This window comes from Paenibacillus glucanolyticus, assembly GCF_037333485.1.
GTDB classification, from domain to species: domain Bacteria; phylum Bacillota; class Bacilli; order Paenibacillales; family Paenibacillaceae; genus Paenibacillus_AQ; species Paenibacillus_AQ glucanolyticus.
In genome coordinates this window covers 3,850,849-3,876,658 of record NZ_CP147845.1, presented here as the reverse complement: position 1 = coordinate 3,876,658, position 25,810 = coordinate 3,850,849, and the positions used below count along the sequence as shown (strand labels likewise).

Annotated in this window: 26 protein-coding genes; 19 read left to right on the top strand and 7 right to left on the bottom strand. The window is 48.1% G+C overall.

Features of this window, described 5'->3' with window-relative positions; all coding sequences use genetic code 11:
- Positions 1-4: 4 nt before the first annotated feature.
- The 3 genes from WDY75_RS18150 to WDY75_RS18140 all read right to left on the bottom strand — a co-directional run bounded on the left by WDY75_RS18150 (position 5) and on the right by WDY75_RS18140 (position 3,236).
- The gene (locus WDY75_RS18150; protein ID WP_063479345.1) at positions 5-1,099 is read right to left on the bottom strand and encodes a GerAB/ArcD/ProY family transporter; all 1,095 of its coding nucleotides are present in this window, start codon (positions 1,097-1,099) and stop codon (positions 5-7) included.
- Positions 1,092-2,426: a spore germination protein gene (locus WDY75_RS18145; protein WP_063479346.1), complete on the bottom strand. Its 1,335-nt coding sequence runs from the start codon at positions 2,424-2,426 to the stop codon at positions 1,092-1,094. Before WDY75_RS18145 ends, WDY75_RS18150 begins: the two co-directional genes overlap by 8 nt.
- Positions 2,427-2,870: 444 nt before the next feature.
- Positions 2,871-3,236, bottom strand: coding sequence for a hypothetical protein (locus tag WDY75_RS18140; protein ID WP_006209915.1), 366 nt, complete (start codon positions 3,234-3,236; stop codon positions 2,871-2,873).
- Positions 3,237-3,381: 145 nt separating this feature from the next.
- Between WDY75_RS18140 and WDY75_RS18135 the strand changes: the two genes are divergently transcribed.
- On the top strand, positions 3,382-3,972 hold the full coding sequence (locus WDY75_RS18135) for a DJ-1/PfpI family protein (RefSeq protein ID WP_063479347.1): 591 nt from the start codon (positions 3,382-3,384) through the stop codon (positions 3,970-3,972).
- Between the two features lie 230 nt (positions 3,973-4,202).
- The gene (locus WDY75_RS18130) at positions 4,203-4,727 is read left to right on the top strand and encodes a GNAT family N-acetyltransferase (protein ID WP_063479348.1); all 525 of its coding nucleotides are present in this window, start codon (positions 4,203-4,205) and stop codon (positions 4,725-4,727) included.
- A 96-nt stretch (positions 4,728-4,823) separates the two neighbouring features.
- On the opposite strand, the gene WDY75_RS18125 is transcribed toward WDY75_RS18130, so the two are convergent.
- Entirely contained in the window at positions 4,824-5,297 is a 474-nt protein-coding gene (locus WDY75_RS18125) for a MarR family winged helix-turn-helix transcriptional regulator (protein ID WP_006209919.1), read from the bottom strand.
- 175 nt (positions 5,298-5,472) lie between these two features.
- Between WDY75_RS18125 and WDY75_RS18120 the strand changes: the two genes are divergently transcribed.
- From WDY75_RS18120 to WDY75_RS18070, 11 genes are all read left to right on the top strand, one after another.
- Positions 5,473-6,846 carry an MFS transporter gene (locus WDY75_RS18120; RefSeq protein WP_063479349.1) on the top strand — a complete coding sequence of 458 codons (1,374 nt, stop codon included), beginning with the start codon at positions 5,473-5,475 and terminating at the stop codon, positions 6,844-6,846.
- A 176-nt stretch (positions 6,847-7,022) separates the two neighbouring features.
- The gene (locus WDY75_RS18115) at positions 7,023-7,574 is read left to right on the top strand and encodes a sigma-70 family RNA polymerase sigma factor (RefSeq protein ID WP_063479350.1); all 552 of its coding nucleotides are present in this window, start codon (positions 7,023-7,025) and stop codon (positions 7,572-7,574) included.
- A complete protein-coding gene (locus WDY75_RS18110; RefSeq protein ID WP_063479351.1) occupies positions 7,571-8,347 on the top strand; it encodes a DUF4367 domain-containing protein in 777 nt (258 codons plus the stop codon). The genes WDY75_RS18115 and WDY75_RS18110 overlap by 4 nt, the downstream gene beginning before the upstream one ends.
- Before the next feature lie 28 nt (positions 8,348-8,375).
- On the top strand, positions 8,376-8,873 hold the full coding sequence (locus WDY75_RS18105; protein WP_006209923.1) for a hypothetical protein: 498 nt from the start codon (positions 8,376-8,378) through the stop codon (positions 8,871-8,873).
- A 217-nt stretch (positions 8,874-9,090) separates the two neighbouring features.
- Positions 9,091-9,651 (top strand): RNA polymerase sigma factor, encoded by a 561-nt coding sequence (locus tag WDY75_RS18100; RefSeq protein WP_387800745.1) that lies wholly within the window; start codon positions 9,091-9,093, stop codon positions 9,649-9,651.
- Positions 9,612-10,577 carry a hypothetical protein gene (locus WDY75_RS18095; RefSeq protein ID WP_231888056.1) on the top strand — a complete coding sequence of 322 codons (966 nt, stop codon included), beginning with the start codon at positions 9,612-9,614 and terminating at the stop codon, positions 10,575-10,577. Before WDY75_RS18100 ends, WDY75_RS18095 begins: the two co-directional genes overlap by 40 nt.
- A 113-nt stretch (positions 10,578-10,690) precedes the next feature.
- Positions 10,691-11,485, top strand: coding sequence for a hypothetical protein (locus WDY75_RS18090; protein ID WP_063479353.1), 795 nt, complete (start codon positions 10,691-10,693; stop codon positions 11,483-11,485).
- A 132-nt stretch (positions 11,486-11,617) separates the two neighbouring features.
- Positions 11,618-11,746 carry a hypothetical protein gene (locus tag WDY75_RS18085; protein ID WP_006209929.1) on the top strand — a complete coding sequence of 43 codons (129 nt, stop codon included), beginning with the start codon at positions 11,618-11,620 and terminating at the stop codon, positions 11,744-11,746.
- A gap of 189 nt (positions 11,747-11,935) precedes the next feature.
- On the top strand, positions 11,936-13,585 hold the full coding sequence (locus tag WDY75_RS18080; RefSeq protein WP_063479354.1) for an FAD-binding dehydrogenase: 1,650 nt from the start codon (positions 11,936-11,938) through the stop codon (positions 13,583-13,585).
- 254 nt (positions 13,586-13,839) lie between these two features.
- Positions 13,840-14,613 carry a GNAT family N-acetyltransferase gene (locus WDY75_RS18075; RefSeq protein ID WP_197477117.1) on the top strand — a complete coding sequence of 258 codons (774 nt, stop codon included), beginning with the start codon at positions 13,840-13,842 and terminating at the stop codon, positions 14,611-14,613.
- A 23-nt stretch (positions 14,614-14,636) separates the two neighbouring features.
- Positions 14,637-15,965 (top strand): MFS transporter, encoded by a 1,329-nt coding sequence (locus WDY75_RS18070; RefSeq protein WP_063479356.1) that lies wholly within the window; start codon positions 14,637-14,639, stop codon positions 15,963-15,965.
- A gap of 49 nt (positions 15,966-16,014) precedes the next feature.
- Here WDY75_RS18070 and WDY75_RS18065 read toward each other — a convergent pair whose 3' ends face one another.
- On the bottom strand, positions 16,015-16,932 hold the full coding sequence (locus tag WDY75_RS18065; RefSeq protein WP_063479357.1) for an aldo/keto reductase family oxidoreductase: 918 nt from the start codon (positions 16,930-16,932) through the stop codon (positions 16,015-16,017).
- A 192-nt stretch (positions 16,933-17,124) separates the two neighbouring features.
- On the opposite strand from WDY75_RS18065, the gene WDY75_RS18060 reads away from it, so the two are divergent.
- The 3 genes from WDY75_RS18060 (at position 17,125) to WDY75_RS18050 (ending at position 20,698) form a co-directional block, all read left to right on the top strand.
- Positions 17,125-17,634 (top strand): hypothetical protein, encoded by a 510-nt coding sequence (locus tag WDY75_RS18060; protein WP_063479358.1) that lies wholly within the window; start codon positions 17,125-17,127, stop codon positions 17,632-17,634.
- Between the two features lie 178 nt (positions 17,635-17,812).
- A complete protein-coding gene (locus WDY75_RS18055; protein WP_063479359.1) occupies positions 17,813-18,724 on the top strand; it encodes an NAD(P)/FAD-dependent oxidoreductase in 912 nt (303 codons plus the stop codon).
- 237 nt (positions 18,725-18,961) lie between these two features.
- A complete protein-coding gene (locus WDY75_RS18050; protein ID WP_063479807.1) occupies positions 18,962-20,698 on the top strand; it encodes an ABC transporter ATP-binding protein in 1,737 nt (578 codons plus the stop codon).
- A 99-nt stretch (positions 20,699-20,797) separates the two neighbouring features.
- Here WDY75_RS18050 and WDY75_RS18045 read toward each other — a convergent pair whose 3' ends face one another.
- Positions 20,798-21,622, bottom strand: a complete 825-nt coding sequence (locus WDY75_RS18045) for a TerC family protein (protein WP_006209941.1) — start codon at positions 21,620-21,622, stop codon at positions 20,798-20,800.
- Positions 21,623-21,941: 319 nt separating this feature from the next.
- Positions 21,942-22,850: a DMT family transporter gene (locus WDY75_RS18040; RefSeq protein WP_063479360.1), complete on the bottom strand. Its 909-nt coding sequence runs from the start codon at positions 22,848-22,850 to the stop codon at positions 21,942-21,944.
- 126 nt (positions 22,851-22,976) lie between these two features.
- Between WDY75_RS18040 and WDY75_RS18035 the strand changes: the two genes are divergently transcribed.
- The 3 genes from WDY75_RS18035 to WDY75_RS18025 all read left to right on the top strand — a co-directional run bounded on the left by WDY75_RS18035 (position 22,977) and on the right by WDY75_RS18025 (position 25,784).
- Positions 22,977-23,846: a LysR family transcriptional regulator gene (locus WDY75_RS18035; RefSeq protein ID WP_063479361.1), complete on the top strand. Its 870-nt coding sequence runs from the start codon at positions 22,977-22,979 to the stop codon at positions 23,844-23,846.
- A gap of 188 nt (positions 23,847-24,034) precedes the next feature.
- Positions 24,035-24,628 (top strand): RNA polymerase sigma factor, encoded by a 594-nt coding sequence (locus tag WDY75_RS18030; RefSeq protein WP_006209946.1) that lies wholly within the window; start codon positions 24,035-24,037, stop codon positions 24,626-24,628.
- Entirely contained in the window at positions 24,594-25,784 is a 1,191-nt protein-coding gene (locus WDY75_RS18025) for a DUF4179 domain-containing protein (protein WP_063479362.1), read from the top strand. Before WDY75_RS18030 ends, WDY75_RS18025 begins: the two co-directional genes overlap by 35 nt.
- Positions 25,785-25,810 lie beyond the last annotated feature (26 nt).

The window sequence follows — 25,810 nt, the reverse complement described above, 5'->3', positions numbered from 1 at the left end:
ATCATCAAGATACCTCCGCTTTACGATTGGCTTTGTTCTTGAGCCGCCATCCCATAATGAAAGTGAGCACGGGGATGACAATGAAAATGTATAACCTGAGCGGGATGATCCCGATCTGCAGCTGTTTCAGGAAGTCCCAGTCCGGAATGGCCAATGAGATAACAAATAGGAGAATCGTCAACCCGATTAGCCCGTAAGGATCGGGGATAAAGGGCAGTGCTTTTTTCGTTAAGGTCATTAAAGTCCATAGGGTGACTGCCATGTATAGCAGAGCAAAAGCCATCAAACTGAGCAGGAAGAATATGGTGATCCGGTCAAACATCAGCCAGGTCACGTTCACCGTATCGATCGTCATCAGCATGGGGAATTCATACAGCTCAGCGGTCGATTGGCCAAAGGTCAGCAGGGGAAGATATACCGACAGCAGGTACATTGGGAGCAGCAGCAGTCCGCCGATGGCCATCTTTTTCATGTTGATAGGAATAGAGACGGGGAGTAGTCCCAGAAAAAAGAATCCCCCCGCATACACAAACAGACTAACTTGAAATTCTACATCCGTTATGAAGGTAAACGTTTGTTTATGGCCGACGAACGGCAAAGCGTAATACCAATCGACATTCTGAAAGGATAGATACAGGACAAACAGGAGTGGACCCGAGAACAAGATAGCAAGTAATAAGGCTGTTCTGGCCATACTGCCAATTCCCTGCCAAGCCATTACAAAGGCGACAAGGAACAGGAGCAGCAGGATGGCCCAAAGGGGTGTGTTGGATAAGAAAATCAGCGTGAGCATTTCAGAGTAGGCACGAATAGTTACGATAAACGCAACGACCAGGTACAGGAAGGCAGGCAGCAGGACAATCCATGGAACAACCCTGCCTGCACTTCGGAATATATCAATGACCGTTTGATTTTTGGCAAATCGCAAGCCCATGATATATAAGAAAACAACGGTCATCTGTACGGCGTAGCTGAATACAATGCCTATCCAGTGCCCGGTTTGCATAGCAGAAAAAAACCTCGAGGGATATAGAAAAAAGATAAGCCCCATATGACAGACCACGTACATTACGGCTGATTGAAGTCCGCCTTTAGCCATTGGGTTCATCCTTCTGGGTCAATGAGGGCATGGACAAGTAAGGAACACCCATGCTGCTCTGGTTGCCTATGTAGGCGCAGATAAGCACAATCCCCGCGAGCAGACCCAATACCCCGTAAATAGCAGATAAAATAATGAGCAGATACTTGAAGACCCTGATCGGCACAGAGTTCTGAAATCCGACTACCGTCGAAGAGGCAATGGTGGTGCCCGCCAGCACGATGATTAACAGATTGCTGACGAGTTTCGCCGCAACTGCGGCTTGCCCGAGGATAATGCCTCCGACCATCGTAACGGTCGGTCCTATGCTCTTGGGCAGGCGAATGCTGGCTTCCAGTATGAGCTCCAGCACAACCAGAAGCAGTAAAGTTTCCACCATGGCGGGATACGGGACGTCTTGACGGCTGTGGGCAATGGATAGCGCCAATTGCAGCCTCAATACTTCTGGGTTTACGGACACCAGGGCAACATAGAGACCCGGAATGATGGTGGCAATCAGCGCGCCCAGAATGCGAAGTAAGCGGATAAGATACATGAAGGGCAGCGGGAAATTGTGATCATCCTTCATGCAGAACATATCCCAGATCAGACTTGGGATGATGACCGCAAACGGCAGTCGATCAATCATTAACACGACTTTCCCTTGCTGCAGGGAATGTGCCGCATTCTGCGGGAGCTCGGTTGCGTTAAACCGGGCTACCAGCGTCCAGGGGTTTGATCCCAGAATTTTCTCAAGCTGCTGCAGATGCTGGATATCCTTATCCAAACCGGCTTCAATTTTCTTCCGGAGGTTGTCGATAAGCGCGGGCTTAACCTGATCCTCAACGTAGATTAACAAAACGGCTTTGGGATTGCTCTTTCCGACCTTGTAAGTTTCTACTTTCAAGTTGGCGCTTGTGCAGTGTTTCCGAAGGATGCCGATATTGGTGTTGAGATCTTCAAGAAAAGAGCTGCTGGACCCATACAGGGTGTTCTCCGTTTCAGCCGGTCCGATCGACCGGGTAACAACTTTGGATATAGGAAGGACAGCGCAGCATGTTCCTGACAGAGGTTCCAGCACAATCAAGTTGCCCTTTATGATGTCAGGCACAATTGCACCCAGATCGGGGTCCACAAGCTGTCCAATAATCTTGAGCAATGAATCCGGTGACAGCGAGTCATCGACCATGTTTGTTGTCTGCGTCTGGAGCATAGCAATGCTCTGAGGAAGATCGACCAAAGAATCCAAGCCGATCACCTGAACTCGATATTGCAGCAATTGAATTTCTACATTGAAATAATCGGCATTTGCCCTGAAATAATCAGCCAAACGCTGTTTGAGATCCATACACTCACTCCCTAGTCCATGCAATACATGATTTAGTTATCATTTCCATTCTATGTTTTAATTTATGCATGAAAGGAGAATGGGGAGGAGAAGCAACAGTCAAGTACAAGGATTCAACGTCCGGTATTGTTAACACCGATGAGCGATTGTATCTGCTGAAGGACTCGAGACAACACGGGTATCTGCGGCGGCCTTTATCCTGTGTCTCATTCCCTTATGGTTCGAAAATCCGGCAGCTTCCCTTGCTGCAATTGGAATGCAAGAATGGCTGGCGCTCGTATGGTACGTTCCGATCGTAACGGCGCTGGCATTCATTTGGTGGTACGCGGGTATTAAACGATGTCAAGTTGCGACGGCGGCTGCTTTTTCCGGCATGATGCCCTTTACCGCCATAAAAAAAAAGGAAACAGCACAGGAGCTGCTTCCTTTTGTAGGAGGAATGCTTTATTGTCGCTTGAGATTAAGGTGCCAGCTGTCAGAACGACTGAGCGAACGCTTGTTACGGGACGTATTGACGGCACTAACCAGTAAGAAGATCAAAACGGATGACCCCGTATTATTATTGAACAATACTTTGTTCGGGTGCAAATCACCAGCGCCACCTCTGGCAATATATACGCCGGGGGATGGCTGTGCCTCAATTTTGATTGCAAAAGCATCATTGTTAAACAAAAAGTTAATATCTTTGAGAACCAGTTTTCTGCCGTTTCTCACGTTGATTACAATTTGCTGCAACAAAATGGTCTTTCCAGCACCTACATCAATAGGATTCTTCCCACCTACAATCCCATTCAACTGTAACGGAGTCATATGCTCACCTCTTTTAATTAAGTCTTACATTCTATTCATCAAAGAGAGAAAAGGATATAGACAGATAGAATAGTTTCAGGAGGTATATTTCCATGAGAGGTAATGGGGACTATAATTATTAGTAAACATAAAGGCAGGGATGACGATGAAAAGAGTGCTGTTGCTGCTGGCCGATGGATTCGAGGCAGTGGAAGCAAGCGTCTTTACCGACGTATTAGGATGGAACATGCTTGAGGGAGACGGCACCACGCAGGTGGTAACGACCGGATTGCACGACCGATTAAAGTGTACCTGGAACTTCACCGTGATTCCTGAAGTGACACTGGATTCAGTCCGGGTTGATGACTATGATGCGCTTGCGATTCCAGGCGGATTTGAGGAAGCCGGGTTTTACAAGGATGCATACGATCCCAGGTTCTCCTCCGTCATTCAGGCATTCCATGCACAAGACAAGTGGATCGCCCCCATATGTGTTGCAGCCCTGACGCTTGGCAAGGCCGGGCTGCTGGAGGGGTGCAGGGCAACAACCTACGATCATCCAACGAGCATCAGAAAGAAACAGCTGCGCGAGTTTGGCGCCATCGTGGTGGACGAACAAGTCGTTGTCGATGGAAATCTGATCACTTCCTGTAACCCGGCAACAGCCTTTGAAGTGGCCTTCACTTTGCTGGAAAAGCTGACAACGCGAGAAAATACGTTACATGTGAAAGATTTGATGGGTTTTGCGGGAAAGTAACGGACTAACACGCATATTAAGCAATGAGCATGTCTGAGCTGGACAGTGCTCGTTGCTTTTTTTATTGCGGCCGACGTCAGTATATAAAAGTTAATTATACTCATACCTCCTCTATTTATGGTTTTGGGACGATGTTACGCTTACGTTGAAGCCGTTAAATATCTGAATTAATAGGGCAAGATGCGGTATTTCAAAGGTTTCGAGATAGCCGACAGAATGGGGGAGAACGGATGAGAGTCACGGTGGAGTTAAGTGATGCCTCGACTAAATTTATCATTAATAATATGTATCCGCTGTACCTGCACGATTTGTCAGGAATATGGGGATGGAAGCCGAATCGATATGGCGTGTTTGAAGATGATGATACCAGAACCTTGAATGATCAAATCCAAGTGTTCGATATATGGTGGGATAAGCCAGAGGTGTTATTCCCGTATCTTATTTGGGCCGATGACATTCCAGCGGGCTTTGCATTGGTTGCAACCGCGCCGTATACCTTTGGCAGTGAATTCTACATGAACGAGTTTTTTGTGATGAAGCCCTTCCGTGGCCAGAATATCGCAGAGGCGGCTGCGGCACAGGTATTCAACGAGCATTCAGGCAGCTGGGAGATCCAAACGAACGCCACGGACAGCAATAAGAGGGCACAAGCCTTCTGGAGAAAGACGCTTCATAGTTATAGAGCGGAACGGGGGGTTCAGGAGACTGTCGACGAAATCAAGAATGATCATGTAAAGATCGTCTTTCGATTTTGATCATCATAAAGCAGGGAAATGAAATGGATGTTGAAGGAGCAGATCTCTCTGCTCCTTTTCTATGTATGCAATTATGGGTTTTCGGAAACAAATCCGCTATTTAAGTTCTATACAGGCGGACAGATCCTTGTTCTTCGAGAGGCTTAACAACATGTCATAGAAAACCCTGCGGTCACTCTCGGTAAGGCTGCCGAGGATTTTCTCGGCGATTTCCGTTTGATAGTCCAGTACGGGCCTAATGGTCGCTTGTGCCTGTTCCGTGAGCTGAATCAGGATAGCCCGGCGGTCTTGCGGATCCTGGACACGGACAAGCAGTTGTTCCTTCTCAAGAGCATCCACTAAATCGGTAAGCGTGCGGGCTTTAATGCCCAGCCTTGCTGCTAATTCATTCATTCGAATGCTTCCGGTTTCCAGGACGACAGAGAGCACGCGAAGTCTCGGTCCGGACACTTGATATGGGGTTGGGAACATACCTAGTTGAGCGTCGAATTCTTTTTGGATGGCATGAGTAGTTCTTACAAGCATGTGAATGATATCGATGGATGAGGGTACAGCGTCGTTTGGTTTCATAAGTTCCTCCTTGACAAAAGCAGACTTTATACTTAAGCTCATAATTAGTGAGGTTACTCACTATATAATAAACATATAATGAGTAAACTCATTAAATTATACACTCATTTCCATGCTGCAGCTAGGTGTTTATTATGGACGATTTTATCTTTCAAACACGAGGGAAGGGATAACCATGAAAAATGATACGTATAACAACGGGGACAAACTGCTCCGCGTCCTCGTTGTAACACTCATATTCTCCGTCATGAACGGTACGATGTTCAATGTGGCTTTACCGGCCATCGGTAAAGAATTTGAATTGCTTCCATCTGAAGTAAGCTGGATTATGACCAGTTATATGGCTCTCTATGCAATCGGTTCGGTTGTCTTTGGTAAACTTGCAGACAGCTATAGCCTGAAGAGTCTGATTACGTACGGGCTGCTCTTATTTGCTGTCGGATCGGTTGTCGGGATGCTGGCCGTTGATTTTTGGATGATTATTCTCGGCCGAGTGCTTCAAGCAGCAGGTGCTGCCGTATTGCCAGCCATAGCCATGATTATTCCAATCCGATATTTTGAACCTGAGAGACGCGGGAGAGCGCTCGGTACATCGGCTATTGGCTTGGCACTTGGAGGTGCTCTGGGTCCGATCGTGTCCGGGATGATTATGAGTTTTGGCAGCTGGCGCATCTTGTTCTTGTTCTCATTACTGCCGCTGCTGACCATACCTTTCTTCAGAAGATATCTGAACGATGGGAGAGGGGCAGCCAAGCCGCTGGATGTGATAGGCGGAGGATTCCTTGCGGCAGCGGTGGGCTTGTTCCTGCTAGCCATCACGCAGAGCAGTTGGGCGGCTGCTGTTATCGGGGGGCTATTCCTACTGATGTTTGCGATCCGCATTCGAAAAGCGGTCCATCCGTTTATTCAGCCGGAGCTGTTCATGAATGCCAGATATACCGGTGCGTTGGTCATCGCTTTTATATCGACCTCCATGAATTTTAGCATTACCTTTATTACGCCCCAGTATTTGACGGCACTGAACGATCTGTCTGCAGGGAGCATTGGCTTTGTCCTGGTGCCTGCTGCCATTGCAGCGGCCACGCTTGGCCGTGTCGGGGGTAAACTTGCGGATGAACGCGGGAATTCAACTCTATTTTCCATTGCGGCTGCACTGCTGGTTCTATGCTTCATTCTGACCTCCACTTTTGTTGGCATTTCACCGTATGTCATTGCACTGCTGTTAATCATGGGTCAAGTAGGACAAACCTTTATGCAGATTGCGATGTCCAACACGATCTCAAGAACGCTTTCCAAAGAACAGGTCGGTGTCGGCATGGGATTGTTCTCCATGCTGAACTTTATATCCGGCGCGATGGCAATGAGCATTATAGGCAAGGTATTGGATCAGTCGGCAACCTGGCGGTTGAATCCGCTGACAGGTAACGAGTCGGCTTATGTTTACAGCAATATTTTCTTTATAATGACCGCTTTAAGCATCCTGGTATGGGGGCTGTATCAAATGCAGTTTGGTCCCAAGACGGACCGGAGACCGTTCAGGAATACCTGATGACATATGGGGTCCGTTATTTAAAAGCCTGATGAATCAGGCTTTTTCGTATGATCGGGTCAGCCAGAATCTACTGGCTGGCCTTTTTTTCGACCGTTTTTATTTTCTTTTTTTTCAGAATTCATGTAGCGGAATCGAGAGTTACCCCGTCTATAGGGTATGGAGGTGGTCAACAGATGGCAAGGCCGGCCGGCCCTAACGACAAATCCAGATACCCGTCTGAGCCCTCCCTGGCACTGGAGCAATTCATGACCGAGTATGGCACCTCCATACTGCGTACAGCCTACTTCTATTTGGGCGATCGACATCTAGCAGAGGACGTCAGCCAGGAGGTATTCCTGCGAGCTTTTCGCCACTGGACATCGTTTCGTGGAGATAGCAGCGTGAAGACGTGGCTCACCAAGATTGCAATCCATGCATGCCGGGATAAACAGGGATTAAAAATGATGAAAGAGCAGCCAACAGATCCGCTGCTAATGGAGAATTCCGTTCTCCGCAGCGTGGAGGAGGAGGCTTTAGAACGCTTGGATCAAACTACCATTCTTAAATATATTGCTGCACTGCCGGTTCATTATCATGAGGTTATCTACTTGTATTACTACCTGGATTTGGGAACCCGTGATATCGCTGAAGCAACCGGCGCACCGGAAGGAACCGTTCGAGGAAGGCTTCACCGGGCAAGGGCGCTTCTGGGTGAATACCTGGCAAAGGAGGGACTCGTGTTATGACATCTCAGGAGGACAAACTTCGAGACCTTGTGAAAAGCGAAGCGGATGAAATGCTGTTCAGCAATCTTCACTTTGATTCGCATATGTGCGAAAAGGTGAAGCAGCGTATCCAGCATGAAGCGAACCTGCAGGAGGAGAGCCCGGTGCGTAGAACAAGAATGAGAATGAGAAATCATCGGTGGTTCGCCGGAACAACAGTGGCCGCGATATTCATCGGACTATGTCTGTTCCTTGCTGAGCCCGATTTCTCCAATTCTCCGGGATCTCCTCCATTAGATCAGGATCCTCCTGTAACCCTAATGGACCCTGACCCTCCAATCGATGATCCGCCAGTTGGCTACAATGACGAGCCGCGAATCCTTGGCAGTTATGAAGAGGCGGGCCAGGCATTTGGCGATAAGCTCCGCGTCCCGTCCTATCTTCCGGAGGGTTTCTCCCTTCAGCAAATTTCAGTGACGGGACCGAACGAAGCGGTAAGAGCGGCCGTATTCAGTTATACAGCAGGCGAGCGTTCCTTCGGTTTATTTGCTGACAAAGGCGCGAATTCAAGCATGCCGCAGCATTTCGATGAAACCGTCGATGTGAACGGTGCCGCTGGTTACCTGATCGCAGGTGAACCGCTGCAGGATGACGGATTAACCACACCGAATGTTGAGCTTCACTGGTACACGGATGATATTCACTTCATGATATCAGGGCTTGTGAGCGCTGAGGAAGCTCTTCGCATTGCACGATCCATGGAGCCTGTTAAGCAGAAAGATCATAGGCCATAAACCAGAGATAATCAGGAGGTAGTGAAAAATGAATAAGGATTATATAAAACAATGGGTTAAGCTCATGATGCTGGGGTGTGTCTTGCTCATGGCAGGGGCAGGCAATGCTGCGGCTGCGCCGAATGGCGTGATGTCCGCGTCCATGCATATCGTGTCCGCCGCTGATGAGAGCCTGGATGATAAACAAGCGGAAATCGATGATTATGTTGCCGGAGCAGGCCAAGAGGAGCTTTCACGGGAGGGCTTTACTGTAACCCACACGGTTGCAGCAGGAGATAAGGTGGAAGTTGGCATTACGCCTTACAATGAAGAGCATGCCAACTTCCTCTACGAGAAATTTGGACGTGATCAAGTTCAAGTGGTGGAAGGAGAGCAAGCGATACTCTATGGAGCGAATACGGCCGAAGCCGACGTGGTCGCAGCGGAGGAAGCGGGCATGAATCTGTGGATCTGGATCGGCGCAGCGGTGGTCATCGTGGCTGGTGGACTGGTGCTCGTACGCAGGAAGCTCTTTTCACGGAGTTGATTGTACCTTGAAAAAGGGACCGGGGGCCTGCCGCTGGCGGGTATTTCCGATTAAAAAGAAAATATCGACATTATATGAAAACAATTCATACTTAAGGTATGGATTGTTTTTTGTTTTTTGATTGCAGATGTCCCCTTTTCGGCAGGAGGGGTGTTATATAACGTAAATATGGTGTACGCGGGGGTGCGGCTTCGAATTGGATTACATCGAGGAGTGTGTGAGACGCGTTAAGGCCGGTGAGGTAGATTGCTTTGAGCCCATCGTCGAAACGTACAAAAAACAGATCTACATATACTGCTGCCGAATGCTTGGCTGCAAACAGGATGCGCAGGATGCCGTCCAGGATATATTCATCAAGGCTTTCACCAAGCTTCATCTTTATGAAGCGAAGGTATCGTTCTCGTCATGGTTGTACAAAATTGCCTATCATCATTGCCTCAACCTGATTCGCAAGCGACGCGTGCGTTTACGGGTAAGTCGGCTTATGAAACCGGCAGGGCATGCTGATAGCGTGGAGCAAACGTTGGAGCGCCGATGGTTCAGCGAACCGCTGGAGTATGCTATGAACAAGCTGTCGGTTGAAGAACGGAATCTGCTGGTGCTGCGGGTGTTTGAAGATAAACCGTTCTCAGAGATCGCTCAGATTCTGGATAAGAATCTTAGTGCAGTGAAGAAAAAATATGCACGCATGAAACAGAAAGTCATCAAGTTGATGGAGGAGAAGGGGGGCACGGAGTTATGCGAGATTACGGACAGTCGGACGAAGATCGAATGCTGAGAAGTTTGGAATTGCAATCGGTAGAGGATGAGATTGACGTAACCCCTGCCATCATGCGCCAGGTTCGTCAAATTCATCAGAAGAAACAGGGAAGGGTATTCCGTAATCGGAGGAAATACTTCATGATGGCCTCACTATCTGCCATATTGATTCTTTCGTCGATGAGTGTCTACGCCAGTCAATACTTCATACAGATCAAAAACAAGGAAGGCGAAATCATACTGACTACCATGAAGCCATGGAAATACACCGAATCGGAATATAACGCCAAACGTGAAAGGGAAACGGAAGAAGAACTGAGCAAGAGGTTAAAGCCGGGAGAACAGGCCGTGTATTATATCAAGGACAGGCACATGACTTCATCCGCCAAAAAATATCCTCTGAACTATTTTTACAAAACGATTCAGCATCCGAATTATAACGATCTGGCCAAGGAAATTGAGGAGAAGGGAGCTCCCCTGTTACAAGAACCGGAATATGTCCCGTCAGGGTACTTCTTTGACCGGGGCCAAATCCAAATTAGGAACGAACCTGTATGGGGCACGCCAGAGTATGAGAGCCTTCTGAATGAACTCAAGGAGCAAGCTGCAAGGTCTGATGAAGAACAGGGGCTGTTTTATAAAAGGGTCTCTTGGTCGAAGATTGCATCTACGGTGATGGAATACCGAAAAGACGAAAGCCGGATTATTTTCATCGCATTTGCCAGAGAAAAGGGCTCAAAGGCGGGTGTTCCTACAGAGCAAGCTGTAAAACTAACGGTGAATGGAAAAGAAATGATCCTGTCCTCCAACTCTGTTTCCGCGAACCGTAAGTTAACATGGCTTAGCGACAATGAAGAAGTGATGTATGTGATTACGGACGACCCGAAGGATCCGCTGTCCAACGATGATTTTGCGAAAATTGCCGCCGGTCTCCTGCAGGAATAAAGAATCCCCCTGATTTTTTAACAAAATGTCCCTTTTATTCGCGGCTGGGCGTTATACGAAATGTATTTAAAAACTTAGAAGGCCTAGCCGCCGAAAGGAGCACGAATTGTACCATGATGAAAAACAAGATGAAAGTTGCCTTATTTCTCGCCGCTACGATGATGATCGGATCCGCTAATGCTTATGCAGCAAGCACAACGGTACCGCAGACCAAGATCAAGCCTGCAGCAGCCTCTTCCGTGAAATCAGAGAAGTTGACGTCTTCGCTCGATGATCAAATTTATGAGCTGACCAAAGGACTTAAGCCGGGTCAGATGGTTGCATACTATGCTGCCGACAAAGAATATAATCCATTGGATCAAATTTACTTTGCAAGCAAGGGTTTTGTTTACGATACGTATTCTGATTACTTGAAGAAGGCGAAGGCCATGGACGCCCCCGCGCTGACAAAACCGAATATATTGCCCAAGGGCTATGTCTTCCAAAATGCCGTTCTATACTTAAAGAGCCCGGAAAAAACATCCGATCTCTATAAAAAGTTAGAGAAGGAACTGAAAGCAGAGGCCGCGAAAGGAAATAAAACGTTATACACCCAAGCAATACCTGACGTGAATGAAGCAACAGCAGTTGTTCTCAATTATGAGAAAGGCAGCGTGAAATTGGATGTCATTGCAAATTATATTCATCCGGCTCCGCCAATGAACGGAACTCCTGTACCGGCTGAGAAGCCAAACGAGAAAACAGAGACCATCGTCATCAACGGAGTGGAGTGCGTGTATACAGATGACTCCAAAGGGAGAGATCATTTGGATTGGGTAGATGAGGAAAGTCAGATTCGCTACACCATCTGGGCAGAAAGCGCCAAGTCGGACGTACTCAGTTTCGCGAAGAAAATGCTGGCGGATTAAGGTTTTTTCATGACATCGGATTTCCTGCCGCTTCCAAACGCCCGTTTGCTTTATTTTTTTCTCGAGAGTCTAGTCTCTTTGAATTATTGAGCATAGGATATGGTGTTCGGAAAAATAAAGGAGGTTAGACAAATGGGTGAAGTTGCTGGATATGGAGTTGGCGGTTACGGCGGAGGTTACGGATCCGTTGGTGCAGTACTGGTTCTCTTTATTCTCTTGGTAATCATTGTATCTGCATTCGGATTCGGATTCGGCGTTTAATAATTGAATACGGAAACCCACACCGGCTGCTCGGTGTGGGTTTCTTTTGTTATTGTACGGGCTTACATAGCAAGCTGTTTTGGCTTAGCAAACTATTTGGTTCTGTTACAGGAAAACGTTTACGCACCGACGAATATGATTTCTACATGACTTGAATTAGTCAGCTTAAGCTGAAGAACGGGGGCACGCATGAAATATGACGTGATTGTGGTGGGAGCCGGTCTATCCGGTCTGGTAGCAACCGCAGAGATGGCTGAGGCCGGGAAGAAAGTGCTGCTGCTTGATCAGGAGCCGGAAAGCTTCATTGGCGGGCAGGCATGGTGGTCTTTTGGCGGACTATTTCTCGTTGATTCACCAGAACAGCGAAGATTGGGAATCAAGGATTCCCGGGACCTTGCATGGCAGGATTGGGTTGGTTCCGCTGGCTTTGATCGGGATGAAGACGAAGATCTATGGGGTCGAAGGTGGGCGGAGGCTTATGTTCACTTTGCGGCAGGTGAGAAGCGGGCATGGCTTCACTCCCTGGGCGTACGATTCTTTCCGGTTGTAGGATGGGCAGAGCGCGGGGGATATTTGGCAGAGGGACACGGCAACTCCGTTCCCCGTTTTCATATTGTGTGGGGGACCGGTCCGGGAATTGTCAAGCCTTTTGAGTTCAGGGTTCGAGAGGCTATAAGCTCAGGACTGGTTGAATATCGGCCCCGGCATCAGGTGGATGAGCTTATGACGCATGATGGAGCGGTGATGGGTGTCAAAGGCTCGGTGTTAGCCCCAAGCCCGGTGTTGCGTGGCGAAAAAAGCTCGCGGGATGTAATTGGTGAATACGAGTGTTATGCAGAGGCCGTTGTTGTATCCAGTGGAGGAATTGGGGCCAACCATGAGTTGATCAGACAATTATGGCCGTCACGGCTTGGGAAGGCACCTCAAAATATGCTCTCCGGTGTCCCGGCTCATGTTGACGGACGCATGCTGGGAATCGCCGAGCAAGCAGGTGGCCGGATGGTCAACCGGGATCGAATGTGGCATTACACGGAAGGGATCCAGAATTGGGATCCAGTCTGGCCGATGCACGGAATTCGGATCTTGCCGGGTCCTTCATCTCTCTGGCTGGATGCAAGGGGGCAGCGGTTCCCGGCACCGAATTTTCCGGGCTTTGATACACTGGGAACGCTCAAAGCGATCCAGGATACAGGATATGATTACTCCTGGTTCATCTTAACCCGAAAAGTGATTGAGAAAGAATTCGCTCTGTCCGGCTCAGAGCAGAATCCCGATTTGACGGGGAAGAGCATACGTCAAGTGTTGGGAAGAGCAGGTGCCGGTACGCCGGGGCCGGTGCAGGCCTTCCTGGATCGGGGAGAGGATTTTGTCCAAGCGGGAACGTTGCCTGAGCTTGTAAGCAAGATGAACGAGCTTACGGGTCACGGACTCATTCAATTGGCAGATCTGGAGAGACAGGTTCTTGCGCGAGATCGGGAGATGGACAATAAATTCACGAAGGATTTGCAGATTACAGCCCTGCGGGGAGCAAGGAACTACATAGGGGATCGTCTGATCCGCGTTGCCAAGCCTCACAAATTTCTGGATCCTGCCAACGGTCCGTTGATTGCGGTGCGTCTGAACATTCTAAGCCGTAAAACCTTAGGTGGACTGCAGACGGATTTATCCGGTCGAGTGTTGAACGCCTCCGGCAAGCCTGTGCCAGGGCTTTATGCGGTCGGAGAAGCGGCGGGATTCGGAGGAGGAGGCTTGCACGGATACCGGGCGCTGGAGGGAACTTTCCTCGGAGGCTGTCTCTTTACGGGCAGACAGGCCGGAAGATCGATTGCGAGGTTGTGATTCGCTCAGAAGATGAAGAACAAGAGGATGGATGCAGTTGATGCAAACAGCATGCCGTATTCCGAAGATTGTTCATCTGATTTATTTTAATAAAGCTGTTTGTTCCCTTGAATTGTGATTCAATTGCTTATAGGTTATAGAAAGGAAAGAATACATTAAACTAAAATCAGCTTAGGAGAGGTAGCGTTATCACCATGATACATGAACTTGAACCAGCACAGTTTCATCGATGCCGAAATTTAGTGAATCGGGGGATGAACTTAGAGAGTAAGGCCATCATAGCAGGCATGAATCCGGGGAGGGTATTCGTTGATGACGTGGATCATCCACGGTCAGGCATGATATGGCAGGGTAATTTAGACGGTTTTCATTTTGTTGGGGATTCCGGAAATCCGGCATTCAATTACGAAATTCGGGCTTATATCGATACCATCATTACACCCCAAGCCGTAGAACTCGGTGTCGAGTGGTTTGAATGTCTCGGTGACCATCCGAGCTGGTACCGAGTTTTTCAAGAAGAGCTTTTTGCGGATCGGCATCTGGCGGGCTGGAATCAATATGTGTATAATCTGAATCCTGCAGACTTTCGCTCCATTCGTAGACCCGAGCTCGGAGCGGACTATGAAGTTCAGCAAGTGACTATGGAATTGCTCCGGAATCATCCAATGCAGCATCTTGAGATGATTGAGGCAACCATCGGGGAGTTTTGGCAGAGCCAGGAAGATTTTTTGGAAAACGGCCTGGGTTTCTGTGTACTTTATCATGGGCAGGTCGTAAGCTTGTGTATGACCGGTTTCAGATATCGGAATATACACGCCCTTGATATCAAGACCATGGAATCACATCGAGGGAACAAACTTGCGCAATGTGCGGTTTATGCTATGGTAGAGCATTGTTTGAGACATGATTTCATCCCTTATTGGGATTGCTCGGAAGGGAACCTGCCTTCAAACGGGATTGCACGTCGCATCGGTTTTCAAATAGAATTTGCTTATGAGGGATATGAATTTAACTTGGTTCCATCATGATTACTTACTAAAGGAGAAATGGGATGACACAAGAATCTTCATCTTCCGAAGCGGGAAATAAGCGAACACCAACGATTCAACGTTATGTGGGTTCTCCGAAGCTGCAGGAGCAGCTATATAAAAAGACACTTATTGTTGTCATTCTATCGCAAATATTCGGTGGTGCAGGGCTTGCGGCAGGCTTAACCGTCGGTGCCCTGCTGGCACAGGATATGCTGAAGACGGACAGCTACGCAGGAATCCCCGTTGCTCTCATTACAGTAGGCTCGGCACTTGGAGCGTGGTTTGTCGGACGCCTAACCCAGCGATGGGGCAGGGGGCCAGCCTTGGCTAGCGGTTTCCTCGCCGGTGGTGTTGCAGCTATCGGCATCATTATCGCGGCTGTTCATCAGAATATTTATCTGCTGTTCGCTTCGCTGCTGATTTATGGAGCAGGTACCGCTACGAATATGCAGGCCCGCTATGCAGGGACTGACCTGGCCAAACCTTCACAGCGGGCTGCAGCAGTCAGTATGGCAATGGTATCGACCACCTTCGGCGCCGTTGCAGGTCCCAATCTGGTCGGCGTCATGGGCAGAGTTGCGGAATCTATCGGTGTCCCTGCATTGGCAGGGCCGTTTATTCTTGCTGCGGGAGCCTTTATTCTTGCAGGTTTGATTCTTCTGTTATTCCTGCGTCCGGACCCGTATGGAATTGCCCAAGCGATAGAAGAGGCGAACATCCGCAACGTCGTTGATTCTTCGAATGAAGCTGTGAACAGATCCGAGCGAAATACACGGGGGATCTTGGTTGGAGCCTGTGTGATGATACTGACTCAAGTGGTGATGGTCTCCATTATGACCATGACGCCCGTTCATATGAAACATCACGGCCATGATTTGAATGCCGTCGGGTTAGTGATTGGAATCCATATCGGGGCAATGTATCTGCCCTCGCTGTTCACGGGTTTCCTTGTGGATAAAATCGGCCGGATTGCCATGTCCGTCACTGCCGGAATCGTGATGTTATGTTCGGGGATCCTCGCAGCAGTAGCTCCTGCGGAATCCATGGGACTCATCATAACGGCACTTGCCCTGCTTGGTCTAGGCTGGAACCTTGGCTTCATTAGCGGTACAGCGATGCTCATCGATGCAACGCCTGCTTCCACCCGTGCCAAGACACAAGGAACGGTGGATGTCTTGATTGCCTTAGCCGGAGCATCGGGTGGAGCTTTATCCGGCATGGTGGTAGCGAGCACCAGCTATGGGACACTCTCGATAGCAGGAGGATTGCTTGCGCTCGTGCTGATACCTGTATGTTTAAGCGCGATCAAAGCTCGCAAGGCTGCATCATCCCATAACGCGGCATCATAATAGAAACAGCCTCCTATCGCAGTCGATAGGAGGCTGTTTGGCAATGAATTTATGGCAGAATATTGCCTGCTGCACGGTAAATGGCATACCATTCTTCACGGGTCAATGTCACATCGCCGGCTTTAATGCAGTCCTTTAAACGGTTGATGTTCATTGTACCGATAATGGGCTGCATATGTGCAGGATGGCGGAGCAGCCATGAAATGGCAATCGTTGTGTTGCTTACGCTGTATTTTTCCGCAATTTCATCGATTTTCTGATTAAGCTCAGGGAATTTGTCGCTTCCAAGGAATACACCTTCAAAGAAACCATATTGGAAAGGCGACCAAGGCTGAATGGTTATATCATGAAGTCTGCAGAACTCGAGAATGCTGCCATCGCGGTTTACAGCGGCATCATTCTCCATATTGACGTTGATACCGCTTTGAATCATGGTTGTGTTCGTGATGCTGAGCTGCAGCTGGTTCGCCACGAGCGGCTGCTTCACGGCTTTTTTCAGTAACTGAATTTGCATCGGGTTCTGGTTGGATACACCAAAATGGCGCACTTTGCCGGAGCTTTCGAGTTTGTCAAAGGCTTCAGCAACCTCTTCGGGCTCAACAAGTGTATCCGGACGGTGAAGGAGAAGCACATCAAGATAATCGGTCTTCAGTCTCTTCAAAATTCCATCCACGGAGTCCAGGATATGCTCCTTGGAGAAATCGAACATGCCCTGACGAATCCCGCATTTGGATTGAAGAATGATCTTCTCGCGGATCTCTGCGTTCATATGTATGGCATCTGCAAAAATCTCTTCGCAAGCACCGCTGCCATAGATATCGGCATGATCGAAGAAGTTGGCTCCTTCCTCCAGCGCGCTTTGCACGAAGCGCTCGGCTTCTGCTTTTTCCAATGAATTTATTCGCATGCAACCAACGGCTACAACAGGTACTTCGAGTGAACTGCTTCCAAGCTTAATCGTTTTCATGATGAAATGCCTCCCATTCCTAATCGGTTTGAATATGCTTACACTGCTTATTGTGACATGCTTTGCGGGAAGTGTTCAAGCTTTATTTCAGTGAGTGTTGAGTTTGCGCCCAGGATGTGCAGGATTTCCTTCGATGCTCCCGAATTACATAGTTAATGTCAGAGGGAAACCAAATTCAGGAGGTAGAGGACAGTGGCAGCAGAAGTGACCAGGGTGTACAAAGAACATGTTCCATCAGCACGCTTGATCGGCAAACGGTATGGCGATGAGGACCGAGATGCAGCAGGAAGCTTTGCGGGGCGATGGGCGGAGTGGTTCCTCAATGGCTGGTTCGAAGAAATCGGAAAGCTCGGGGCGCTGCCGGAATCCGAGGGCTCTTCTTACGGCCTTATGCGTATGAATGGGGATCGGTTTGAGTATTGGATCGGCATGCTCTTCCCGACCAACACGGCGGCTCCTGACGGGTACCAGTACGAGGATCTGGCAGAAGGCGATGTAGGCGTGTGCTGGTTATACGGCAATGCAGATAACGGAGAGCTGTACGGCATGGACCCTCATAACTTATGCATGGCCAAAATCGCGGAACAAGGCTGGCAGCAGGGGGCGAATGCATGGTTCTTCGAGCGTTATCATCATCCCCGCTTCACGACACCCGATGAGAAGGGGAATGTGGTATTGGACTATGGTGTTTACGTGAAATAAGGGAAGAAACCCTTGTCCAGAAAAATCACTTGTATTGCGGATCTTTATTGTCTATAATAGACGCTGTGGGTCTATAATTGTCGAACCCAGCATGGCAAGATTGATAAACAAGCAAGAAGTTGTGACTTCTTGCACTCTAATTATGGATATTAAGAATCCAGGAAGGTGGCGTTACTAGATGAGTGAACCCATGTATGATGCAGTTATTATTGGAGGCGGACCAGCCGGATTAAGCGCGGCATTAGTATTGGGAAGAGCAAGAAAACAAGTGGTAGTGATTGATGAAGGCAGGCCGCGAAACAAGGTTACTCGTGAGACGCATGGTTTTTTGACCCGGGACGGTATTAGTCCAAGCGAGTTTCGGAGAATTGCCAAGGAACAGATTAGCGTTTATCCTTCGGTCCGGTTTGTAGAGGATACGGCTGCAGCCGTTACTGGGGTTGACGGTGATTTTCAGATTACAACGGGACAGGGAACGATATACCGCAGTAAAAAGCTGCTCTTCGCCGTTGGCAAAAAAGATTCCCCACTCGACATCAACGGGTTGGCTGACGTATATGGAAAAAGCGCATTTGTCTGCCCCTATTGTGATGGCTGGGAGCTGCGAGATCAGCCGCTGGTCGTGATTTCCAATGGTGCGGGAGCCTTTCACTTTGCCAAATTGATCGCAGGATGGAGCGAAAGATATACAATTTGCACCAACGGTCCCGATGAATGGACGGAAGAGCAGCGTGAAGAGCTTAAGCAGCATAACATTCCCGTATTCAACGCCCCGATCGAGTCTATTGAATCGAGCGGCGGAATGGTGGAGCAGGTTGTGCTGGAGGACGGAACCCGCATCCCTTGCACAGGCATCTTCTTTGCGCCGAAGCTGGTGTCCGGCTCGGATCTCCCTGCATCCATCGGCTGCGAATTCAATGAAGCCGGAAGCATCGTTGTTGATGCATATGGTAAAACCAGCGTGCCTGGTGTCTATAGTGCCGGAGATGCAGCAACGGAGATGTACCAGGCCATTGCAGCTGCCTCGTCGGGCTCGATAGCCGCCGCTGGCCTGAACGGAGAGCTGCTTGCGGAGCGCTGGAATCGATAGAATTTGAACATACTGAAGCAGGCTTGGGCAGGGATCCAAGCCTGCTTTTTTCTTCCCAGAGGGGATTTTTTAATTATAAATGATTCTTACACTCCGGATTACGGCCGCTTCGGAGTAAGATGGAAATATCAAGTAAAAGGAAGGGTGTTATCGATGAGAAAAACAAAGGACGTCACCATGAACCACATTTGGAGGGGCATGAATAAGTAACCCTCCACTATAATGGAGGAGATGTATTTGAATTCTAGAACCAAAAAATTTTTGTCCTACTATAAACCCTATCTGGGGTTATTGTGTGTTGATTTGGCATGCGCCTTTGTTGTCTCAGCCATAACATTGATGCTTCCACTATGTATAAGATACATCACCATCAACGTGTTAGAAGGAAATTCGCCCCATCCGCTGAACCAAATCTATACGGTGGGGGCTGTCATGCTGGCCATGGTCATCATCCATACCTTGTGCGATATGTTCATTTCCTATAAAGGGCATATGATGGGGGCTTATATGGAGAGTGACATGAGAAGGGAACTGTTTGACCATTTTCAGAAGTTGTCGTTTAGCTTTTACGACGAGAACAAAACAGGACAGCTCATGACCCGCACCACCAATGACATTCTGTCGCTTACGGAACTGTACCATCATGGACCTGAAGATATCGTGATCTCGATTCTGAAGTTCCTTGGGGCATTCATCATTCTAATGTATATTGATGTGAAGCTTACCCTGATCGTATTTCTTTTTCTACCGATCATGGCTGTGTTTGCTTTTTATTTCAACAAGAAGATGAATATTGCGCTGCGTGTAAGCAAGGATCGTATCGGTGATATCAATGAACAGGTGGAGGATTCCTTATCCGGCATCCGTGTGGTGAAATCGTTTACGAATGAACTGGTGGAGAAGAAGAAGTTTGCCTATGCGAACGGGCGTTTTGTCGACAGCCGAAGGGAAGGATACAAGAGTGAAACGTACTTTCACGAAGGGTTGGTCGGTTTTACCCAACTCATTACGATAGCTGTCATTGTGTTTGGTGGAGCAGCGATTGTTGATGCCAAGCTAGCGCTTGCCGATTTGCTGACTTTTTTCCTCTGTATCGGCATCCTGATCGAGCCGATCCAGAGATTGGTTAATTTCGCAAGGCTGTATCAGGAGGGAATCACCGGATTTGACCGGTTTATGGAGATTCTGGAGGTGGAGCCGGATATTGAGGATTCCGTTGATGCCGCGGAGATTACGCAAGTTCGGGGGCGTGTGACGTTTCAGGACGTCAGCTTCAAGTACAAAGAGGACTATGGGTACGTGCTGAATCATGTGTCCCTGGATATCGAAGCCGGGGAATACGTTGCATTAGTAGGCCCCTCGGGAGTCGGAAAAACGACGTTATGTTCCTTAATTCCCCGTTTCTATGAAGTGAATGAAGGCCGTATCTTACTGGACGGACGAGATATCCGGGATATCACGCAGCGTTCATTAAGGAAGCATATCGGCATGGTCCAGCAGGATGTGTACTTGTTTGCCGGGTCCGTTTCCGATAATATCCGTTATGGCAGCATGGAGGCCGGCATGGATGAGATCATCGAAGCGGCGAAAAAAGCGAATGCCCATGATTTTATCATGGCATTGCCTGACGGGTATCATACAGATATCGGACAGCGCGGCGTTAAATTGTCCGGCGGACAGAAGCAGCGGCTGAGCATCGCCCGCGTGTTCTTGAAGAACCCGCCGATCCTTATCTTTGATGAAGCGACCAGTTCTCTGGATAATGAAAGCGAGAGAGCGGTTCAGGATTCACTGGAACGACTGAGTGATAACCGAACAACGCTTGTGATCGCACATCGCTTGTCAACTGTCCGGAATGCACAGCGAATCGTGGTATTGTCCCAGAATGGGATTGAAGAGGTGGGCACACATGAAGAGTTAATTGCCCGCAAGGGCGTTTATGCGAGTTTGTCTCATATGCAATTAACCATCTAGGCATGAAAAAAAGGCGATTTGTGAACGGTCAGCACCGTTTGCAAATCGCCTTTTAGATTTTTCGGGTCTATATCTTTTGGTTCCTATACTGGAAACGAATTATCCTTGAAATGTTTTTCCAGGTTGTTGGTCTTCCACTTCTTTAATTGCATTATCCTCATCCTGTACTTCTTGTTTCGATGAACCAAACCATCCGATGACGGCAATCAGAACAAGAACAATATAGAACGATGCTTTCCAAATTGAGCTCTCTGGGAAGTGATGATCGATGAGGGCGACATCAGGGTGGGCAAGGGTGATGACAGCCAGCTTGACTCCGACCCAGCCTACAATGAGAAATGCTGCAACTTCAAGTCCCGGGCGCTGCTGAAGCAGCTTGACGAAGTAGGAGGCAGCAAAACGCATAATGATCAAACCGATAAATCCGCCCAGGAAGATGACGATGAATTGACCTCCGTCCAGACCTCCGATATTCGGCAGTCCGCTTGCCGGCAATGCTACAGCCAGTGCGACAGCTGCGAGGATTGAATCGACGGCAAACGCGATATCTGCCACTTCAACCTTGAATACGGTCATCCAGAATCCGGATTGTTTCTTAGGCTTGTCCGGCTTCGGCTTAGCATCTTCTGTCGGTTTCTTACCTTTGATAAAGTGCTTCAGGGTGTGATTGATCGAGATGTAGAGAAGATAAAGTGCGCCGATGGCCTGTACCTGCCATACGTCTACCAGGAACGAGATTAAGAACAGCGATCCTATACGGAATACAAAAGCTCCGAGCAATCCGTAAAACAATGCTTTCTTACGCTGGTCTTCTGGCAAGTGTTTTACCATAATGGCAAGGACAAGCGCATTATCTGCCGCCAGCAATCCTTCCAGTGCGATGAGTACTAACAGTACCCACCCATACTCCAATAAAAGCTCCATGCAACTTCCTCCTTGTTGTAGTATTGAAGGCATAAAAAGACCTCCACCGGCAGGTGAAGGTCTCTAATAATAAAGAGACCTTCACCACAGTGTGTGTGGTAAAGGTCTCGCAAACAACGTAAAGTTGCCAACAAAGCCGGGGAATTATCCCGTAATGACGACTCTGCTGTGACAGCTACTCCCCTTTAATCACGTTCCTGCATAACTGATATCGTCATCAGTTAAGCCGTGATATAAAGATATAGATTTTTGCGTAAGAAGTCAAGGTTTTTTTGCTATCCTATCATGATTGCAGCATAAATCAAGAGAAGGTCCTTGCTTAAGCGGCAGTGTTCTCTTTCTTAATACGGGGTCTGTTCCTCATGTTGGAACGCTTCAACGTGTTCACTTCAACACTCGCTATGACAACACTAAGAAACACAAGCGCTGCGCCAAAGTACTGAACGGAGTTCATGATCTCATGAGCAAACCAGAATCCGAACATGGCTGCGAACACAGGCTCCAATGAGAATACGAGTCCGGTTCGTGTAGCGGTTGTGTACTTCTGGGCGATAGTCTGGAGGATAAAGCCTAAGGCGCTGCAGACCACACTGAGCACAAGGATAGCGATCCATCCATGGGTTGTGCTTGGCAATACCGGAGTTTCCAAGATAAACGACATGACAAACGCATACAAGCCGGTAAATCCGAGCTGCAGAATGCCAAGGCTAAGTGTATCGACCTTCTGTGCGGCCGAGCTTACCACATTGATGTGAAGGGCATAACATAATGCCGCCGCTATGCAGAACAGGTCTCCTATTTTAAACGTAAAAGGAAGCTGTATCGTCAGGAGGGCAATACCTGTTAAAGCCAACAGGATACTTGCGATCAGTTTCTTCTCTATTTTCTTCTTAAATAGGAACGTATGTATTAAGGGTACAAACACTACCGTTAAGCTGATCAGGAATCCAGCATTGGATGTTGTCGTTGTCTTCAAGCCAAAGGTAAGCGCTGTGAACATAATAAACAAGATAGAGCCCAGAAGCATGGCATAACGAATGGTCCTCAAGTTAACCTGGCGCAAGCGGGGGTAAAAAATGGCTGCTGCAAGTATAAAGGCCAATCCAAATCGCAGGGCAATCAAGTTAAATTCTCCTAGTGTATCCAGTCCCATTTTCATAAAAAGATAGGACGAGCCCCAACAAATGGTGATAAACAAAATCATAAGATCGGCCTTCAGCGGTTTCAAGTCTATTTCCTCCTTCTAATGATTGAACAGAATCAGTATACTCACGTACAATAGACAAGTAAAACGAATGTTTCTTATGATAAACATGAGTAAATCTAATGGAATATCCATCTGGAGGAATCCCCCTTGAGCATGAATAAATTTAGAGTATTGATGAAGGTTGTCGAGCTGGGAAGCCTGACAAAAGCCGCCGAAGCGATGGGATTTACGCAGTCCGGTGTCAGTCATATGATCAACAGCCTGGAGGATGAGTTTGGTTTCACGCTGTTGATTCGCAGCCGTTCTGGAACGAAGCTGACGACCAATGGCGAGGAGATTGTAAAGACGATACGGGAAATATTGAAGTGGAATGAGCATCTGGATCAAAAAGTGGCCTCTATTCATGGAATCGAACTGGGTACCATTCATATAGGAACCTTCACAAGTGTTGCTGTGCACTGGCTGCCGAGTATTATTAAGGATTTTCAACAGGATTATCCCCATATCGAGATTCGTTTGGCAGAAGGAGACTATCGGGAGATTGAGGATTGGATCGCAGAGGGCAGGATTGACTGCGGCTTTCTCTCGCTTCCAACGTGGGATGTATTCGATGCGATGCCGCTGCATCAAGATCCGATGCTGGTGCTGCTGCCCATGGAGCACCCTCTTAGCTCACAGGCCTCGATTCGTTTATCTCAGATTGAGAATGAGCCGTTTATCATGCCCAGCAAAGGCTCCGACGATGATGTGAATCGCGTATTGGAGAGAGCCTCAACGAAGCCGGATATTAAATATACCGTTGGAGATGATTATGCCATTATGGCCATGGTGGAGAAGGGGCTTGGCATCAGTATTCTTCCGGAACTGGTCCTGCGCGGGCAACGACGCAATATACGCCTAGTTGAGCTGCAGGAGCCCTATTTTCGCTCACTGGGGATTGCGGTTAGCTCTATGAGAGAAATGTCTCCGGCTACGAAACGATTCTTAAATTATGTTAAGAATTATCCAAAGCTGTAGCTGTGCTGTCATGCAGAATATGCCCAAAATAGGCTCTAATCCGGCAGGCCCCGTCCATCATATGATGGCGGGTTCATTTTATTGTGACGGATGAATCTATGATCATGCAGCTCATGAATATAAAGTCGTGTCACAAAATAGCAAGTTGGGATTGTTATATAGGTAAACAAAGAAGGAGGTGAGCTCGCTTGCAGCCAACCATCCCCGGGGAAGCGGAAGGAAAACGGAACGCCATTGAAGCGGTCATAGAACAGATCCAAGCAGGAGATAAACAATCCTATCATGCGATCATTATCCAGTTTGAACGGCAGATGTACACATACTGCTACTATATTCTGAAGAATCATGCGGAGACTGAGGATGCCGTACAGGAAATTTTCATTCGTGCCTATGAACATCTTCATCAGTACAAGAGGCAAGTATCCTTCTCTGCATGGCTGTACAAAATGGCCTATCATCATCTAATCAATATCAAGAAGAAGCAGAGCCGTTTTCTCAACCTGATCGAGCATTGTAAAGAGCAGCAGCCGGTAATGCAAATATCTCAGCACGAGTCGGTTGTGTACGAGCTGTTGACTTACCTTACAGCCGAAGAGCGCCATATCTTGCTATTGAAGGCCGTAGAACAGTATACCTTCGAGGAAATAAGCGAGATTATGGGACTCAAATCAGCAACGGTACGGAAGAAGTATGAACGCTTACGCCATAAACTGATGGACCGAATAAGCCAAAAAGGAGCGGTGGCACATGAGACAGTTGCCGGAACAAACGGAATTCGCTGAGATGGATGCAATTGAACAAATGGTTCGTGAATCCAATTTTCCGAAGCAGAGTATGAGTTATCAAATTATGAATCAGATTGGAGATCGTGACATGACAAGAGTATCAACCAAACAAAAACCGAATGTATTAAGAAAGACATTACTCGTTGCATCTGTTACAGCTGTACTAGGGGGGACCGTGATTGGCACGGGGTTCGTATCGCCGGCGATGGCGGCAACCCTTAAGCAAATTCCTATGATTGGCCTGCTTTTTGAAGGAACGAGCCATGAGGCTGTCGATGCAGCTATACAACAAGGGATCATATCGGAGCCTAACCTGAGTGTTACTCACGAGGGTGTAACATTGAAGGTAGCTGACTTACTGTATGATGGCACCCGTCTATCCTTTGTTCTGGAGCGTGATGGGGTAGATTTGCCGAATACAGCTTCGCCGTACTTAGATGAGGGTGCAAAGATCATTGGAAATCCCGATAGCGATTATATCAAGTCGAGGCAGGTTGCTAAGGAAGATCAGATGAAAGGATACATTGAAACACCCAAAATTCTGGTCAACGGACAGGAAGTGAAATCGGGCGAAGGAGTCTTCGGAGACCACCCGAGACTGGAGAATACGTATGTCGTTGAGCTTACTAAAGACCTGCAGCTGCCGGATCAGTTTGAGTTGACCATTCAGACCCGTGTTACCCGGGTAGACGAGAGCTTTGACTTCACAATTCCTGTGAGTGTCACTAATAAATCTGTTGTCCTGAAGCCGAATGTTTCGAAATCAGATGGGCAGTTCAGTTATACCGTCAAGCAGCTGGATATGTCCCCCGTGTCGACTCGCCTGGTGCTGGACAGTAAGGGCGCCGTGCCGGCATCTTCACAGCAGGAGGGCAATTACAGTGCAAGCATGGTCTATTATGAGCTGGTAGATGACCAAGGCAACGTTCTGACTCCTAGAAAATTCGATTACTTTAACAGCAAACCACTAACCGAGTACCATATCGATCAGCTGTTCAGCCCGGTTAAGGGAACTCCTAAATCCATTACCATCAAGCCGTTTACGCTCACCGTAAACAACAAGGACTGGAGCGTTATCGGCCAAGGAGAGAACAGCTATGGCGATAAAACCTATCTGAAGGATCTGGAAATGACAATTCCTCTTAAGCCATAACAACAAAAAGCGAGGCCCGATAAATC

Excerpts from the sequence above, each read along its gene's own strand:
- WDY75_RS18150 (WP_063479345.1), bottom strand. The coding sequence starts at position 1,099 with ATGGCTAAAGGCGGACTTCAATCAGCCGTAATGTACGTGGTCTGTCAT.
- WDY75_RS18145 (WP_063479346.1), bottom strand. The coding sequence starts at position 2,426 with ATGGATCTCAAACAGCGTTTGGCTGATTATTTCAGGGCAAATGCCGAT.
- WDY75_RS18140 (WP_006209915.1), bottom strand. The coding sequence starts at position 3,236 with ATGACTCCGTTACAGTTGAATGGGATTGTAGGTGGGAAGAATCCTATT.
- WDY75_RS18135 (WP_063479347.1), top strand. The coding sequence starts at position 3,382 with ATGAAAAGAGTGCTGTTGCTGCTGGCCGATGGATTCGAGGCAGTGGAA.
- WDY75_RS18130 (WP_063479348.1), top strand. The coding sequence starts at position 4,203 with ATGAGAGTCACGGTGGAGTTAAGTGATGCCTCGACTAAATTTATCATT.
- WDY75_RS18125 (WP_006209919.1), bottom strand. The coding sequence starts at position 5,297 with ATGAAACCAAACGACGCTGTACCCTCATCCATCGATATCATTCACATG.
- WDY75_RS18120 (WP_063479349.1), top strand. The coding sequence starts at position 5,473 with ATGAAAAATGATACGTATAACAACGGGGACAAACTGCTCCGCGTCCTC.
- WDY75_RS18115 (WP_063479350.1), top strand. The coding sequence starts at position 7,023 with ATGGCAAGGCCGGCCGGCCCTAACGACAAATCCAGATACCCGTCTGAG.
- WDY75_RS18110 (WP_063479351.1), top strand. The coding sequence starts at position 7,571 with ATGACATCTCAGGAGGACAAACTTCGAGACCTTGTGAAAAGCGAAGCG.
- WDY75_RS18105 (WP_006209923.1), top strand. The coding sequence starts at position 8,376 with ATGAATAAGGATTATATAAAACAATGGGTTAAGCTCATGATGCTGGGG.
- WDY75_RS18095 (WP_231888056.1), top strand. The coding sequence starts at position 9,612 with ATGCGAGATTACGGACAGTCGGACGAAGATCGAATGCTGAGAAGTTTG.
- WDY75_RS18090 (WP_063479353.1), top strand. The coding sequence starts at position 10,691 with ATGATGAAAAACAAGATGAAAGTTGCCTTATTTCTCGCCGCTACGATG.
- WDY75_RS18085 (WP_006209929.1), top strand. The coding sequence starts at position 11,618 with ATGGGTGAAGTTGCTGGATATGGAGTTGGCGGTTACGGCGGAGGTTAC.
- WDY75_RS18080 (WP_063479354.1), top strand. The coding sequence starts at position 11,936 with ATGAAATATGACGTGATTGTGGTGGGAGCCGGTCTATCCGGTCTGGTA.
- WDY75_RS18075 (WP_197477117.1), top strand. The coding sequence starts at position 13,840 with ATGAACTTAGAGAGTAAGGCCATCATAGCAGGCATGAATCCGGGGAGG.
- WDY75_RS18070 (WP_063479356.1), top strand. The coding sequence starts at position 14,637 with ATGACACAAGAATCTTCATCTTCCGAAGCGGGAAATAAGCGAACACCA.
- WDY75_RS18065 (WP_063479357.1), bottom strand. The coding sequence starts at position 16,932 with ATGAAAACGATTAAGCTTGGAAGCAGTTCACTCGAAGTACCTGTTGTA.
- WDY75_RS18055 (WP_063479359.1), top strand. The coding sequence starts at position 17,813 with ATGAGTGAACCCATGTATGATGCAGTTATTATTGGAGGCGGACCAGCC.
- WDY75_RS18045 (WP_006209941.1), bottom strand. The coding sequence starts at position 21,622 with ATGGAGCTTTTATTGGAGTATGGGTGGGTACTGTTAGTACTCATCGCA.
- WDY75_RS18025 (WP_063479362.1), top strand. The coding sequence starts at position 24,594 with ATGAGACAGTTGCCGGAACAAACGGAATTCGCTGAGATGGATGCAATT.